Origin of the sequence: Arminella tubonensis, assembly GCF_003240585.1 — a bacterium.
GTDB classification, from domain to species: Bacteria; Pseudomonadota; Alphaproteobacteria; order Rhizobiales; family Rhizobiaceae; genus Rhizobium; species Rhizobium tubonense.
Genome location: NZ_PCDP01000035.1, coordinates 513939 through 527332, shown reverse-complemented (window position 1 = coordinate 527332; position 13394 = coordinate 513939). Strand labels below are relative to the sequence as shown.

Annotated in this window: 15 protein-coding genes; 4 read left to right on the top strand and 11 right to left on the bottom strand. The window is 60.4% G+C overall.

Annotated elements, in window-relative coordinates; translation table 11 throughout:
- Positions 1 to 18: 18 nt before the first annotated feature.
- From preA to CPY51_RS14215, 4 genes are all read right to left on the bottom strand, one after another.
- Positions 19 to 1332 carry an NAD-dependent dihydropyrimidine dehydrogenase subunit PreA gene (gene preA / locus CPY51_RS14230; RefSeq protein WP_111160844.1) on the bottom strand — a complete coding sequence of 438 codons (1314 nt, stop codon included), beginning with the start codon at positions 1330 to 1332 and terminating at the stop codon, positions 19 to 21.
- A 16-nt stretch (positions 1333 to 1348) separates the two neighbouring features.
- Positions 1349 to 2710: an NAD(P)-dependent oxidoreductase gene (locus CPY51_RS14225; protein ID WP_111160843.1), complete on the bottom strand. Its 1362-nt coding sequence runs from the start codon at positions 2708 to 2710 to the stop codon at positions 1349 to 1351.
- Between the two features lie 514 nt (positions 2711 to 3224).
- Positions 3225 to 4226 (bottom strand): sensor histidine kinase, encoded by a 1002-nt coding sequence (locus CPY51_RS14220; protein WP_244598680.1) that lies wholly within the window; start codon positions 4224 to 4226, stop codon positions 3225 to 3227.
- Between the two features lie 180 nt (positions 4227 to 4406).
- The gene (locus CPY51_RS14215; RefSeq protein WP_111160842.1) at positions 4407 to 5201 is read right to left on the bottom strand and encodes a response regulator; all 795 of its coding nucleotides are present in this window, start codon (positions 5199 to 5201) and stop codon (positions 4407 to 4409) included.
- Positions 5202 to 5472: 271 nt separating this feature from the next.
- On the opposite strand from CPY51_RS14215, the gene CPY51_RS14210 reads away from it, so the two are divergent.
- Positions 5473 to 5682 carry a NepR family anti-sigma factor gene (locus tag CPY51_RS14210; protein ID WP_111160841.1) on the top strand — a complete coding sequence of 70 codons (210 nt, stop codon included), beginning with the start codon at positions 5473 to 5475 and terminating at the stop codon, positions 5680 to 5682.
- Between the two features lie 12 nt (positions 5683 to 5694).
- Entirely contained in the window at positions 5695 to 6249 is a 555-nt protein-coding gene (locus CPY51_RS14205) for an RNA polymerase sigma factor (RefSeq protein ID WP_111160840.1), read from the top strand.
- Between the two features lie 96 nt (positions 6250 to 6345).
- Here the strand turns inward: CPY51_RS14205 and CPY51_RS14200 are convergent, their stop codons facing one another.
- The 7 genes from CPY51_RS14200 to hemP form a co-directional block, all read right to left on the bottom strand.
- Positions 6346 to 6750: a hypothetical protein gene (locus CPY51_RS14200; RefSeq protein ID WP_111160839.1), complete on the bottom strand. Its 405-nt coding sequence runs from the start codon at positions 6748 to 6750 to the stop codon at positions 6346 to 6348.
- A gap of 9 nt (positions 6751 to 6759) precedes the next feature.
- Positions 6760 to 7104: a DUF883 family protein gene (locus CPY51_RS14195; RefSeq protein WP_111160838.1), complete on the bottom strand. Its 345-nt coding sequence runs from the start codon at positions 7102 to 7104 to the stop codon at positions 6760 to 6762.
- 167 nt (positions 7105 to 7271) lie between these two features.
- A complete protein-coding gene (locus CPY51_RS14190; RefSeq protein ID WP_111160837.1) occupies positions 7272 to 8063 on the bottom strand; it encodes a heme ABC transporter ATP-binding protein in 792 nt (263 codons plus the stop codon).
- Positions 8064 to 8073: 10 nt separating this feature from the next.
- Positions 8074 to 9093, bottom strand: coding sequence for a FecCD family ABC transporter permease (locus tag CPY51_RS14185; protein WP_244598679.1), 1020 nt, complete (start codon positions 9091 to 9093; stop codon positions 8074 to 8076).
- A 103-nt stretch (positions 9094 to 9196) separates the two neighbouring features.
- Positions 9197 to 10123, bottom strand: a complete 927-nt coding sequence (locus CPY51_RS14180; protein ID WP_420820694.1) for a heme/hemin ABC transporter substrate-binding protein — start codon at positions 10121 to 10123, stop codon at positions 9197 to 9199.
- Between the two features lie 35 nt (positions 10124 to 10158).
- Complete coding sequence (locus tag CPY51_RS14175; RefSeq protein WP_111161004.1) at positions 10159 to 11214, bottom strand: hemin-degrading factor; 1056 nt, start codon at positions 11212 to 11214, stop codon at positions 10159 to 10161.
- A 22-nt stretch (positions 11215 to 11236) separates the two neighbouring features.
- Positions 11237 to 11398 (bottom strand): hemin uptake protein HemP, encoded by a 162-nt coding sequence (gene hemP / locus CPY51_RS14170; RefSeq protein WP_111161005.1) that lies wholly within the window; start codon positions 11396 to 11398, stop codon positions 11237 to 11239.
- Between the two features lie 219 nt (positions 11399 to 11617).
- Between hemP and CPY51_RS14165 the strand changes: the two genes are divergently transcribed.
- Positions 11618 to 12016 (top strand): hypothetical protein, encoded by a 399-nt coding sequence (locus tag CPY51_RS14165; protein ID WP_244598678.1) that lies wholly within the window; start codon positions 11618 to 11620, stop codon positions 12014 to 12016.
- 51 nt (positions 12017 to 12067) lie between these two features.
- Positions 12068 to 13366, top strand: a complete 1299-nt coding sequence (locus CPY51_RS14160) for an energy transducer TonB family protein (protein WP_111160833.1) — start codon at positions 12068 to 12070, stop codon at positions 13364 to 13366.
- Positions 13367 to 13394: the final 28 nt, after the last annotated feature.

Here is a 13394-nt window from a genome sequence, read left to right as displayed (position 1 = left end):
ATCACCGGTTAGCCGACTTCACTCCGCGGCCTGCTTCGCCATCGGGTTGTTCACATGCGTCGTCCAGTTGGCGTAGTTCGGGTCGACGACACGGCCCGTGCGTTTGTCGAGATCGCCTGCCGGCAGTTGTTCGAGGGTGATGCAATTCTCGACGGGACAGACGTTGACGCAGAGATTGCAGCCGACACATTCGTCGTCCATGACCTCGAAATGCCTGACGCCGTCGACCATGCTGGTGATCGCCTGATGCGAGGTGTCCTCGCAGGCGATATGACAGCGACCGCACTTGATGCATGCGTCCTGGTCGATACGGGCCTTGGCGATGTAGTTGAGGTTGAGATATTGCCAGTCAGTGACGTTGCGCACAGCGCGGCCGGTGATGTCGTCGAGTGTGCGGTGGCCCTTTTGGTCCATCCAGTCGGACAGGCCTGATATCATTTCCTCGACGATCTTGAAGCCGTAGGTCATGGCGGCGGTGCAGACCTGGACGTTGCCGGATCCGAGCGCGATGAACTCGGCAGCGTCGCGCCAGGTGGTGATGCCGCCGATGCCGGAGATCGGCAGTCCGTAGGTGTCCGGATCGCGGGCGATCTCGGCCACCATATTGAGGGCGATCGGCTTTACCGCCGGGCCGCAATAACCGCCGTGCGTTCCCTTGCCGTCGACCGAGGGATTGGGAGCGAAACTGTCGAGATCGACCGAGACGATGGAGTTGATCGTATTGATCAGCGAGACGGCGTCCGTGCCGCCTGCCTTTGCCGCGCGAGCCGGCTTGCGGATGTCTGTTACATTAGGCGTCAGCTTGGTGATGACCGGCATGCGGGTATATTGCTTGCACCAGCGCACGACCATCTCGATATATTCCGGCACCTGGCCGACTGCAGCACCCATGCCGCGCTCCGACATTCCGTGCGGACAGCCGAAGTTAAGCTCGATGCCGTCGGCGCCGGTTTCCTCGACCAGGGGAAGGATCGCCTTCCAGGCCTGCTCCTCGCAGGGGACCATGATCGAGGCGATCAACGCGCGGTCCGGCCAGTTCATCTTCACCTGCTTCATCTCGCGAAGGTTGGTGTAGAGGTCGCGGTCGGTGATGAGTTCGATATTGTTCAGGCCCAGAAGCCTGCGGTCGGCGCCCCAGATCGCGCCGTAGCGCGGCCCGTTGACGTTGACGACGGGCGGGCCTTCTTCGCCGAGCGTCTTCCAGACGACGCCGCCCCAGCCTGCCTTGAAGGCGCGCTCGACATTATAGGCCTTGTCTGTCGGAGGCGCGGAGGCGAGCCAGAACGGGTTGGGGGATTTGATGCCGACAAAGTCATTGCGAAGATCAGCCATTTCAGTGTCTCCCCGTTCAAGCGACTGCGACGGCAGGCGCAAGCGCAGCTGCCAGTGCAAGATTGATGCTATCGGCCGCGTCGCGGCCCTGGGCTACGGCGGAAACCGTTAGGTCGTCACCGCCGAGAACGCAGTCGCCGCCGGCCCAGACGCCGTCGAGCGATGTGCGACCTTCTGCGTCGATGGCGATGCGGCCGGCCTCCATGCGCAATGCGCCGAGGCCGGAAGCCTCGAAAGTCTGGCCGATCGCCTTGAAGATCTGATCGGCGGCGATCACGCCGACGTCACCGGTGCCAGCCAGGCGGCCGTCGCGGATCTCGGTATATTCGACCTCGATGCCGGCAACCTTGCCGTCCTTTTCGAGGATCCGCTTCGGCGCCAGCCAATGGCGAATCATGACACCTTTCGATGCTGCGAGATCCTGCTCGAATTCCGAGGCGTTCATGTGTTCCTTGCCGCGGCGGTAGCAGATCGTCACCTCTTCGGCGCCGAGCAGCTTTGCCTGGACGGCGGCGTCGATGGCTGTCATGCCGCCGCCCAACACGACGACGCGGCGACCGATGGCAATGTCCGCCTTGTCGCCGGCCTGGCGAAGATCGGCGATATAGGAAACCGCGTCGGTGACGCCGTCGAGGTCCTCGCCTTCGGCGCGTAATGCGTTGACGCCGGCAAGGCCAAGGCCGAGGAAGACTGCATCGTATTGACTGCTGAGGTCGGAGATCGTGAAGTCGCGGCCAAGTGCCTGGTTGTTGCGAACCTCGATGCCGCCAATCGACAGGACGTAGTCGACTTCTTTCTGGGCGAAGTCATCGACCGTCTTGTAGGTGGCGATACCGTATTCGTTGAGGCCGCCGGCTTTTTCCCGCGCGTCGAAGATGACGACTGAGTGGCCCTTCATGGCGAGACGATGGGCGCAGGCAAGGCCCGCGGGGCCGGCGCCGATGACGGCGATCGACTTTCCGCTTGCGGCGGGCCGCTCGTAGAATTGCTTGTTTTCAGCCATTGCAGCGTCGGTCGCATAGCGCTGCAGCCGGCCGATCTCCACGGGACGCTCCTCGGCCGTGTTGCGGACGCAGGCCTCCTCGCAGAGCTGTTCGGTGGGACAGACGCGGGCGCACATGCCGCCGAGGATGTTCTGATCGAAGATCGTCTTTGCCGAGCCGATCGGATTGCCGGTCGATATCTGGCGGATGAAAAGCGGAATGTCGATCGAGGTCGGACAGGCCGTCATGCACGGCGCGTCGTAACAGAAGTAGCAGCGGTCGGAAGCAACCAGCGCCTCGTGATTGTTCAGGCGCGGGTGAAGGTCGGAAAAATTCGCGTCATATTCGGCAGGCGAAAGCCTGCCCTTCTGAATACCAGTTTCCAGACGTCCCATTTAAGTTCCCTCTTTATTGTAAACGGTCTGTGGAACAAACGGTAACTCAGAGAAAAAATTTTATCAAACGGTAAATTTTTGAAGGTCTTTCGTTCGAACTCGCACAGGCCATCAGAACTTGGAACGCACTGGCAAGCGTGTCGCTACGGCGCATCCAAATCATTGAAGTTAAAAGATAATTTTACGCGACCGTCAAACTTTTCCGTGCCGCAGATTCCGTTTCGTCCACAGCACTGCAGTGTCCGCCCACGGCGAGCGGAGGCGCGATAAAGCGCCCGGTTCTTTTTTTAAAGAAAATTGAAATTTTTGCGAAAAGGCGGGAACCAAGTTTTCAGTTGGTCGTTATCGATCTGTCCGGATGATGATCGCATATACCCAATGCGCGCCCCCAAAACATCTCCGGGCCTATACTCACGGTCCCCTCCCGGTGAGTAAAAAGCAGCCAGTGCGCCGCCCTCGCACTGGCTGTTTTTGTTGTTTAGAGGATAGTGCCAACAGCTTGTCCGTTGGGCAATCAGGGCCGACGGAGGATTTCGTATTCCGTCTCGGGAATGATGATCTTGTAGTCGATGTGGGAGGTGTCGATGCTGAATTGAGCGCGTCCACTCATCGAAGTTGGCACCACGCGCTCAAGCACGGTCTTGCTGAAGCTGTTTTCCTCGAATTCCGCTGCGGTCGCCGTCGCGGGCGTGAAGATTTGCTCCGACCACGCCACTTCGATGGCTTTACGACCGTCCAGTTCCGCTTCCCGGCAGTTCAACGTAATGGTGGTCGCGCCTGCCGCAATCGCGCCATGGGATGCCGAGTTGACAATCAGCTCGTGCAGCGCAAGTCCGAGATGGACGGCGGCGTTCGGCGTCAGGTGTGCGTTGATGCCGAATATCGGCATAGGCACCGCCGAATCCGGCCAATAGGGGGCAAACTGTTTTTCAGCGAGGTCGAACAGGTACGCCCCGCGCCAACTGCTGTCGGTGATCAGGTCCTGCGAATTCGATAGAGACTGTAGCCGACCGCGGAACTTTATGATGAAATTGTCGAGAGACAGCGTATTGCGCGCCGTTTGCGTGGCGATACCCTGGATGATTGCCAGGAGATTCTTGGAACGATGCGACAGCTCTCGCAGCAGCGATTTCAAGACTTTTTCACGGTGACGGGACTCGGTCACCTCAGATATCACCGATAGCAGCCCGTAGCCGCTGCCATCGCCCGTCCGCTGCACATTGATTTCGTAGATTTTTACGCCGTCCACGGTGGAAAACTCGACCTCGGCGCTAGAGGACTTGCCTGTTTTCAACACTTCCTGCTTGAGGCGGAGGATGTAGCTTCCGTCCTTTTCCCCCAATAGCTGCACGTCGTCGGCGCCAAGGATCAGCGATGGCTGCAGATGATCGGGAAGATTTTCGGCGTAGCGGATGGCGAGGGTGGAATCCTGGAACATAAGCGAAACGCCGGCGCTGCTGAGCGCTCGCTCCATCATAGCGGCCTTGCCTTCGAAGCCGAAGGTCGCACCGGACAATGGTTCAGTCTTATTCACCAAGATGCCTTTCTTCTCGGCTTGCGCGGATGCCCCGGACAATAACCTATTGGGAAGAAGCCGTTACCATCGCCCAACAAACTGCCGCAAACGCTGGACGAGCGTCCCGATATCCGGAACGCCCGCTTACTATCTTTGTTCCCTATGGAATGCAAAAGGACCTCAGGCAGCCGCTCGCGTCGATTCATTGAAGAAAAGTGCCTGGCTGATCAATGCTTTCACCATGTCCGGATTGAAGGGCTTGGTGACAAGGAATGTCGGTTCCGGCCGCTCGCCGGTCAACAGCCGCTCCGGGAAGGCGGTGATGAAAATGACCGGGATGCTGGAGGTCTTCAGTATGTCGTTGACGGCGTCGATGCCGGAGCTTCCGTCGGCAAGCTGGATGTCGGCCAGCACCATGCTCGGCTTCGTGGCGTTGTAGAGCGCCACGGCTTCCGCATGGGTACGCGCGATGCCGGTGACACGATGGCCAAGGCTCTCAACCATCTGCTCGATATCCATTGCGATCAGCGGCTCGTCTTCGATGATCATGATATCTGTCGCGACCTGGCGCGAGATTTCCTGAGAGGCTCTGTCCAGCAGGCGAACGACCTCCGGTTCCTCGACATCCAGAATGTCGGAGATTTCGGAAAGGCGGAAGTTTTCGACGGATGCGAGTATGAAAGCCTGACGGGCGACCGGCGAAACGCGGGAGAGATTGACCGACGCGCGCTGTTCCCAGGCATAAGGAGAGGTCGGTTCCGGAATTTGGACTGCGGTGGAACCAAAAAGGCTGGTGAACAGTTTGTAGAGTGCAACTCGATCGTTCGATGTATCGGGAAAGATGGTTATATCTGCGATGATCGCTTCCAGTACGGCCGCTACGTAGGCATCGCCAGATGTCTGTGTGCCGGTCAATGCGCGGGAATAGCGGCGCAGGTAGGGAAGATGCGGCGCGATTCGAGTAGAAAGTGTCATAAATAGCTCCCGTATGTCGGCCCTGCTGGGCTCTAATGGGTAAGGAACTCTTTGCCAGTAAAAAAGTTCCGCGCCTATCGGAACTTTTTTTATCTCTGTGCATTATCGTGCCGATAGATGGTGGGTTTCTAATATCCGATTTTCTGAAGGACAGAAGCGGTGGATAGGGCGCGGGACGCGCACTTTCGGCGGCGACGGTTCGGCCCGGTTGGCAACGGAAGCGGACTCAGCCCATGAACGAAAACAGAATGTGCGAGAGCGAAAATTCTTTATGACAACGCAAAAGCCGGAAGAAAAAGAACAGAGACGGCCCGAAGTCAAAGCGGCCGACATACTGGACCCCAACAATCAGATCGGAGTTAAGCTGCGTTCCCTATATGCCGCAGCGCAAGACGAGGCCATTCCTGACCGTTTTCTCGACCTGCTCGAGAAGCTGGATCAGGTTGAGCAACGGATGGCGTCTGCGAAAATGGCCGAATAGGGAATAGCGTTCATGGAAAAAGTGGAACCGAGTTTCAAGCGTGAGCTCCTCGCCGCTCTGCCGAGCCTGCGTGCTTTCGCCATATCGCTGACCGGTCGCCACGATCGGGCCGATGATCTGGTCCAGGACACGATCATGAAGGCTTGGGCCAAGCAGGATCATTTCGAGATGGGCACCAACATGAAGGCGTGGCTCTTCACGATCCTTCGCAACGAGCTCTACAGCCAGATGCGCAAGGCCGGCCGCGAGGTTCAGGACAGCGATGGTCTGTTTACGGAGTCCATGGCGACCCATCCGTCGCAGTACGGCGCTCTCGACCTTCAGGACTTCCGCAAGGCACTGGAGCAGCTTCCGCCGGATCAGCGCGAAGCGATTATCCTGGTGGGTGCCTCCGGCTTTTCCTACGAGGAGGCTGCCGAGATCTGCGGTTGCGCGGTCGGCACCATCAAGAGCCGCGTCAATCGCGCCCGCCAGCGTTTGCAGGAACTGCTGCAGATCAGCGGCGAGGCGGACTTCGGGCCGGACGCGACTTCATCGCCGCTGACGTCGCGAGCCTTCGCCTTCTGATTTTCGTCGAGACCAATAAGAAAACCGCCGGGCTTGGATAAAGCCCGGCGGTTTTCATTTAAGCATCGTCCTATAGAGAAGAAGGCTTAGATCGCCTCAATCGTGTTCTTTGCGCGAACCTGTGAGGTTGCTGAGCACGAAGGCACCGGCAACGGCTGCCGCCAGTAGCGGCTGAGAGCGGATCAGCCCAAGGGCGACGGCCGCAACCGACTCCATGGCAGCGCGGTTTTCGCGGGCCCGACGTCGTTCCTGCGCGTTGAGGATGGCCATGATCACCAACAGGATGATGCCAAGGAGCAGCGCTCCTGCCGCGATCAAAAGTGCGGCGCCGACCGGGCCGTAGATGGTTCCAAGCCAGACGGCCGCCGCCACAAGGGCGAAGACGTAGGCGGTGAGAACAAGGACCGCGGCCACCGCAACAAAAATACCGTTGCGCTTGGTTCGCGCAACGGTGCGGTTGACTGAGCCCGACATCAGAAAGCTGATTATGGGAAACAGCATCTGGTCCCCTTAACGGCGCGCGAGAAGGGCGATAACCAGACCGAAAGCGGCAGCCGCGCCGATCGTTGCGGCCGGATGACGACGAACGGTTTCGCGCACTTCGCTGGCTCCGCGGGCGTAGCCGTCCTGAAGCTGCTGGAGCAGATCTTCGCTGCGAGCGATCAGATCTTCATAGCCGGCTTCGGCCTGATTGCGGACTTTCTTGCCTTGGCTGGCGCTGTTCTTGCTGATCAGCTTGGTCAAGGCTGCAATCTCGCTACGCAGGGTTTCAACCTGGTCTTCGATCGTTGCCTCGATGTCCTGAAAGGTGCCGTTACGCTTGCCACGTACCTGGTCTAGGATGGAAGCTGCCATGATTGTACTCCGCTGGTTGAGCGCAGGAGCGCGCCATTTTGTTTTTGCCGGGGCCAGTGCGGACCTACGCACACAAGAATGCCTCCGGCACCGACATATGTCGTTGTAGGATAAACGCGGCTTCGGTCGAAAAGTTCCGAGCGGAGGGTTTGCCGGGTAGCCTTTGCTCAATCGGCAAGGGCGCTGTGGGCAAGCACGAAAGGCGTTCCATCTAGTGGAACCCTGTTGACCTGCAGCTTGCAGCCAAACACCTTATCAAGGTGGATATCGGTCAACACTTCTCCCACGGGCCCGAACGCCGCCAATTTTCCCGATTTTAGAAGCGCCATCCGGTCGGCGAACAAGGCGGTCAGATTGAGATCGTGCATCACCGCGATAACACCGCCGCCGCGTCGGCAGAAGGTCTTTGCAAGCGTCATGATCGCCAGCTGGTGGCTGATATCGAGGCTCGACACCGGTTCGTCCAGAAGCAGCCAGCAGGGTTTTCCGTCGACCACCGGGTCCGGGATCTGGCAAAGCACGCGGGCGAGCTGGACGCGCTGCTGCTCACCGCCGGAAAGTTCCTGGTAGAAGCGACCCTCGAAGCCGACCAGATCCACCGCCGCCAGCGCCTCGGCAGCGATACGGTCCGCGAGCTCCGGCTGCCGATTTCGCCCTGTCGTGAGGCCCATCCGCACGATCTCCCGGACCGTGAAGGGGAATGAGATGGTACTTGCCTGGGGAAGGACGCCCCGGACCGAGGCCAGCTGCCAAGGTTGAAGGTTGGTTATTTCGGCGCTGTTGATACGTACGGAACCGCCATAGGCGAGTTCGCCCGATATCGCTTTCATCGTCGTGGTCTTGCCGGAGCCGTTTGGGCCGCAAATCGCGGTCAACTCGCCGGCCCGTGCCGAAAAGGAGACGGCATCGACGACCGGCTTGCCCGAGAGCCGCACGGAAAGATTAAGTAGCTCGATCATATCGGTTCGTTCATAGGCTGAGGCGGGTGCGGTGGCGCAGCAGGATCCAGAGGAAGAAGGGGCCGCCGACTGCGGCGGTGATGATGCCTATCGGCAGCTCTGCCGGGACGACCACTGTCCGCGCCAGAACATCGGCGAAGATTACCAGCGAACCACCGAGCAAGGCGGACGCCGGCAACAGGTAGCGATGATCCGGGCCGATCGCCATGCGGAGAATATGGGGCACGATGATGCCGACGAAGCCGATGCCGCCGCTGACGGCGACCGAGGCTCCGGTGCCCGCCGCGACGGCGACGATCGCAATCGTCTTCAACCGTTGTACCGGCACGCCCATGTGGAAGGCGGCGGCCTCGCCGAGCGTGATGGCGTTGAGGCCGCGCGCCAGGAACGGGACTGCCAGCAAGGAGAGAAGGATGATCGGACCGGCAGCGGCGATCTTCATCCATGTGGCGCCGGCAAGCGAGCCCATGCTCCAGAAGGTCAGGTCCCTCAATTGCTTGTCGTCGGCCATGTAGATCATGAGGCCGGTCATGGCCATGGTGAGCGCGCCGAGCGCTATGCCGGCAAGCAGCATGGTCGCGACCGAGGTCTGTCCGTGCCGCGTGGCGATCCGATAGAGCAGCAACGTTGTCACCAGCGCGCCCGTGAAGGCGGCGAATGGGAGCGCGTAGATGCCGAGCAGGCCGTAGAGCGGGGCTGCGAAGGTGCCGCCGAGCACGATCATGACGACGGCACCGAAGCTGGCGCCCGAGGAAACGCCGACAAGGCCGGGATCGGCCAGCGGGTTGCGAAACAGACCCTGCATGATGGTTCCGGAGACCGCGAGCGAAGCGCCGATCATGAAGCCGAGAATGGCGCGGGGCAGGCGGATGTCGAAGATTACGATGCGGTCACGCATGCTGAGCGCCCCTAGCGCGCCCTCGCGGGCGAAGAGGTCGTGGATCACATCGAAGGCGGAGGCATCCGACGCGCCCGTCGTGACAGAGAAGAATAGCGAAAAAACGGCTGCAGCTGCGAGGATCGCGATCATCAGGACTGCGACTTGCGAGCGATCGCCGCCGCGGTATCGGGCGAGGAAGCGACTGCCGGACAAGGAGAGCTTGCGGAATGATGCCGCGTCGTTGAGCGCCATGTCAGCCCCCGTAGATCGCGGCATTGAGTTCGCGGATCGCGCTGGCGGTGCGTGGACCGAAGCCGAGCAGATGTATGCCGTCCATGCGGATGATCGCCTTTGTTTGCCCTGCGGGCGTCAAGGCAAGAGCCGGCTGGGACAGCAGGTCGTCATTGGTCACCGGATGCTCGCCGCCGCGATCCATCATCAGGATGACGTCGGGCTTGGCCTCGATGATCGATTCGTCCGTCAACGGCTTGTAGCCCGGAAACGTGCCGACTGCGTTTAGCGCGCCGGCGAGCTTGATGATGCCGTCGGCGGCCGTGCCGGTTCCGGATGCAAGAATCTTTCCGCCCTGCGCACTAAGGACGAAAAGCACGCGCTTGCGTTCGGCCTCGGGGCGTCTGGCTGATGCCGCGATCGCCGCGTCGAGGTCGGCTGCGACCTTGTCTTCCAGCACCTTCGCCTTGTCGGCAACGCCAAGCAACGACCCGATGGAGCTGATTTTCTTCAGGATGCCGTCGCGGTCGTAGCTTTGTGGGATGGTCTCGAAGGGAAGGCTCGCGTTGCGCAGCACGGCCAGCGCTTCGGGCGGCCCGGAACCTTCGACGGCGATGATCGCGGTTGGGTTGACCGCGAGAATGCCTTCCGGCGAAAGCGCCCGCATGTAGCCGACATCAGGGAGCTTCGTCGCCGCCTCGGGATAGATGCTTGTCGAGTCGCGGGCGATCAGCCGCTTCTCCTCGCCGAGTGCGTAGACGATCTCGGTGATATCGCCGCCGATCGAGACCAGGCGGGATGTGTCAAGCTTCTGTGCTTCCGCGGCTCGCGCATGTTGCACCAGGCCATAACCGCCCTTGCCGGCGGTGATGGGCACCAGCGGCAGGAACATGACCACGGCGGTCAAGGCAACCTCCCACCGCCGGATGCGCTTGGCATTGTCTGTCATTCTGACGATCCTTGGCATTCTGACGATCGCCATCCTCAAGCGGCGACGCTGGCCGCGGCTCTGGGCAGGTTTTCGATGATTGCGCGCCAGTCTCGGCGCTCGTCGAAGCCTTCCTTGCGCTTGCCGAAGAACTGGATGATCATCTCGCCATCGGCGCCATAGGCCTCGAGCGAAGTGACGTGCCCGTCCTTGGTCGGCTTGCGAACGGCCCAGGTCTCGACGATGTGATCCTGGCGCAGGTGCAGGTGAAAGGTCGGGTCCATGATATTGATCCACGGCCCCATGGTCTTGACTTCGACAATCGGCCCGGAGTGGATCTGGACGATGCCGTCATTGGCGACGAAGCACATGATCGGCAGGCCTTCGCGCGCTGACGCGTGCATCATTTCGGCGACGGCGCTGCTGTCGAGCTGCCAGGCATAGTCGTCGCCGACCGTGCGGATGGCCGCCTGCCGCCCGATCTTCAGCTTTTTCAGCAGACCGAAGAATTCATGCGTATCGGTCATCCGGCTCCAGTGATCGCGCAGTTCGTCGCGGCTGACGTCGCCATCGACTTCGCCATTGTCGTAGCCGGAGCCGTCCTCCGTGAAATCCTGCGACTGAACGTTCAGCCGCAGCTCGGCGACGATCGAGCGGTAGGCCGCGACATCGGATGCCGGGCGCAGGTGAACCTTGTGAACGGCATTGCCTGCCTTGTCGAAGAACTGGAGGCTCAGCTTCTCCTGATCGCCGTCGATCTTCGTCACCGCGAAGCCATGTGCCCAGCGCTTCGGGAAGATGCGCAGGTCGATGTTTTCGCCAAGGACGATGGCGGCCTGGACGCCGGCCTTGATGTTTTCGTAGACGCCGATCTTCTCATGCACAGCGCTTTCATTGCGCGAAAGGGCGAGGACCTCGCCAAGTTCGGCAACACGCGCCAGAAAGCGGTTGACGTCGGCATCGATCCTGGTCGCCGTGATGCCGACTTCCGCTGCGATCAAGGCAGCTTCCGAAATATTGAGCCGGGCGGCAATATCGCGTTCGCGCATCTTTGAATTTTCGACGCGGAAGGCGCGGATCTCGGCGGGCGTCGGTCTGGTCGTCTCAGTCATCGTCTTCATGCCTATCGTTTGCTTACTTGTTGAGAATGAGTTTGCCCTGGCGGGTGATTTTCAGCCGATAGATCGCGCCTTCGTGGCGGATCATCACCTCGCTTTGACCGCGAAAAACATCCGCGCTCTCGACGATCCTCGCCGGCGTCACCTGGTGCTCAGGTCTCTTGTTCTGTTCCGTCATCGTACTGTGCTTTTCAGCAATCATTTCGCTCTGCATTGCCCGCTGGACCAACGGCGAGGCGTACTCGCTCCTGGTAGAATTAACTTGACTCTCATAGTCATGGTTTCTTAAACACGCAATAGAAGACTGATATTGTCAAGTTTGATTTTTGCGCTGAGAATTCAGGGGAACGGAATGGCGGGGAAGAGAGAAATTGCATTGCTGACAGGCTGGCTTCTGATGACGGCGTCGGCCGTCGCTCAACAGCCTGCACCTGCCTCGAGCAGCGATGGCGGAGCAAAGCTCAACGTGGCGCTCAATGCGCTGGCGCCATCTGCCAAGGGCTGCATGATGACCTTCGTGGCCGAGAACGATCTGGCGACGCCGATCTCCAAGATCTCCTTCGAACTTGCCTTTTTCAACGACAAGAATGCAGTCGATCGCGTCACCGTGCTCGATTTCCGTGATCTGCCGGTCGGCAAGAAGCGCGTCCGGCAGTTCGATATGCCGAATGTGAAATGCGAGAGCGTCAGCCGGGTGATCATCAACGATACGCCGGTTTGCGATGGTCCGGCTGCGGGCGAATGCAAGGCGGGGCTGGCGACGCGTTCGGAGACTTCGGTGCCCTTCGAGGGTTGAGAGCCGGGATGTAGACCTCCCCAACCATTCTGACCCAACGGATGCAGGACCATGACGCGTTCAGCCAAATCGATATTGAAGAGGTCTGCCGCTGATGACCCGCGCATGGGTCGTGTCGTCAACGACAACAACCCCGTCCTCATTCCGGGGCATGCACTATCCGACCTCGACGATCTGCTGCGCCAGCCAGTGACGGAGACGGTCGCCCACTACGGCGATTTTTCCCAGATTGCCTCATTTCCAATCCGCGACGATACCACGACCGCAACTGCCGCGGTGCCTGCCATGGATGCAGTTGCGTCACGGCATGCACACCATGTGCTGCCTGCGAAGAAACGCGTCGCCTCCGCCTGCGTCGGATCGTTCCTGTTTCATGCAGTCCTGTTCGCGGCCTTGACGACGACGATGATTGCCATGCCGGAGGATCCGGTCGAAGAGGCCGGCAACACGGTCAGCGTCGTCATGCTTGGCGATTCCGATGCCGACCAGATGGCCGCCGGCGACAAGAGCAAGGAGCCAGATCCGGAAACGGTGGTCGCCGATGCCGTCCAGCCGGATATCGTGCAGCTGACCGAGGCGAAAGCTGTCGACGCCCAGCCCGCGGAAGCGCAGCCCGCGGAAACCCCGCCTGTCGAAACGGCCCAGCCACTGCAACAGGTCTCGACGGAAACGGTCGTCGCAGCGGAGCCGGAAGTGCTGACTTCGGAAATCCCTGCCGACACCAGCGTGGTTCAGCCGATGGCCACGGAAGTACAGCCTGCCGAAGTGCCGCCGAGCGAGGCCGTGCCCGTCCAGCAATCTGTAGAGACGGCCGAGGTCTCACCGACGCCGGTGCCTCCCGATGAGCCGGTGACGCCGACCGAGAAGCCTGTGGCAGCCAAGCCGGTGGAAAAGCCGAAGCCGGTTGCCAAGAAGCAGCCTCCGAAACCGGCAAAGATCAAAGCCGGTAGCGAGGGCAGCAGCGAGGTGGATTCGAAGAAAGGTTCGTCGGAGGGAACGGAAAATGCGCGTTCGGACCAGAACTCCGAGAGTGCAAGCAGCCGCTCCGGTTCCGGAAGCGCTGCGGTTGCAAACTATCCAGGTAAAGTCGGATCGCGAATCCGTCGCTCCGTCCGGGTTCCGGCCGAGTACAAGCGCACAACCGCATCGATGAACGTCGTGGTGCATTTGACGATAGGGGCCGGCGGCGATCTGACTTCGTTGTCGGTCGTTCGCAGTTCGGGAGTTCCGGAATTGGACAGCGCCGTCATCGAAGGCGTTCGCCGCGCCGCGCCGTTCCCGCCGCTGCCGCCCGAGTGGGGAAAGGCCAGCTGGTCGTTCAATCAGCCGGTTCAGGTGACGGGTAGCTAGTCAGGCAGTAAAAGGTGATAAATATAAT